Genomic DNA, 1,588 nt, shown 5'->3' on the forward strand with positions numbered 1-1,588 from the left:
ATCCTGGACGGCGCGCACGATCTTGTCGTAACCGGTGCAGCGGCAGAGGTTCCCGGCAAGGCCGAAGCGGATTTCCTCCTCGGTCGGGTCGGGGTTCTTGGCCAGGAGGTCCTTGGCCGCGATCAGGAAGCCCGGAGTGCAGATGCCGCATTGCAATGCGGCGTGCTCGAGGAATTTCTGCTGCAGCGGGTGCAGCGTATCGCCATGCGCCATGCCCTCGATGGTCTCGACGCGACGGCCTTCAGCCTCGGCGCCGAGCACCAGGCATGAGCACACCAACCGGTCATCGAGGATGATCGAGCAGGCGCCGCAGTCGCCGGTGCCGCAGCCTTCCTTGGCGCCCGTCAGCCCCAGCCGATCGCGCAGGACGTCGAGCAGCGTCTCGTCGGGCTGGCACAGATACTCGACAGCATCGCCGTTGATTGTCGTTGAAACTGCAATTCCAGCCATCATTTGCCTCCTGCACGTGCATAGGCTGATGTGGCGGCCCGCTGGGCCAGCACACCCGCAACTTTTCGTCTGAATTCGATAGTGCCGCGCTTGTCGTCGATGGGACGACAGGCCCCCGCGCAGACCTTGGCGAGCCGCTCCAGCGTCGCCTCTTCCAGCCTGGAGCCGACGAGCACCTCCGCGGCCTCTTCGACCAGAAGCACCGTCGCCGCCACGGCGCCCAGCGCCACGCGGGCCGATTTGACGACACCGTGCTCGTCGAGCGTCAGGTTCACCCCGGCGCTGACCACCGCGATGTCCATCTCGGTGCGTGGAATGAAACGCAGATAGGCATCGCCAGACCGCGGCTCGCGCTTGTCGAGCAGGATCGCCTCGATGATCTCGCCTTTGGCCAGCGACGTCTTGCCCGGCGCGGTCGGCACGCTCTGCACGGGGATCGTGCGCCGGCCCGCCGGCCCGACGACCACTGCCCTGGCGCCGGCGGCAACCAGCGCCGGCACGCTGTCGGCGGCCGGCGATGCGTTGCAGAGATTGCCCACGATGGTGCAGCGGCCCTGCACCTGCTTGGAGCCGATCAGCTTGGCCGCCTCGACGACACCAGGCCATGCCTTCTTGAGGGCGGTGTTCTCTCCCAGGACGGCGCAAGGGACCGCGGCGCCGATGCTGAAGCCTTCAGCCGTTTCCCGGATCTCGCTCAAGCCATCGATCGCCTTGATGTCGACGATCAACTCTGGTTCGGCAAAGCCGCCCTTCATCCTGACCAGGAGGTCGCTGCCTCCGGCGAGGATGGCGGCCGTACCAGCCGACCCGGCCAACTGGCCAACGGCATCTTCTATTGAAAGCGGACGTATGTAGCGCATCGTCTCCCCTTGGTCATCGCGATTTCAGCGACCGTTATAAACAGTCTCCTCATAATGGCTATCCGGTTCGTCGTCTGCGGCGATTGGGCCAGGCGCCGCAATATCCAGTCCAACAGGCCGAAAGTGGCGCACTGAATGGCAGCAACCGGCTTTGGAATGATTTTCGTGAAACTTCGGTCTGGATCAAGTGCGCTCATTCGGTTTTGTCCGCTTTTGGACCGGAACGGCGTTTAAGCCGGCAGAGCCGCTGCTTGGCTGCCCCACTGAAGCCCCCTGTG

The 1,588-nt window shown here is 64.7% G+C and carries 2 protein-coding genes; both read right to left on the minus strand.

The features are described from left to right. A partial coding sequence (locus tag EN884_RS35425) for a (2Fe-2S)-binding protein (protein WP_164751498.1) occupies window positions 1-450 on the minus strand: 450 nt, incomplete at its 3' end. Continuing rightward, complete coding sequence (locus EN884_RS35430; protein WP_063168619.1) at window positions 450-1,310, minus strand: xanthine dehydrogenase family protein subunit M; 861 nt, start codon at window positions 1,308-1,310, stop codon at window positions 450-452. The genes EN884_RS35425 and EN884_RS35430, both read right to left, overlap by 1 nt. Window positions 1,311-1,588: the final 278 nt, after the last annotated feature.

Source organism: Mesorhizobium sp. M7A.F.Ca.AU.001.01.1.1 (genome assembly GCF_004022735.1).
GTDB lineage: Bacteria > Pseudomonadota > Alphaproteobacteria > Rhizobiales > Rhizobiaceae > Mesorhizobium > Mesorhizobium ciceri.

What these genes read in the sequence shown, in the direction of transcription:
- EN884_RS35430 (WP_063168619.1), bottom strand. Translation starts at nt 1,310, where the DNA reads ATGCGCTACATACGTCCGCTTTCAATAGAAGATGCCGTTGGCCAGTTG.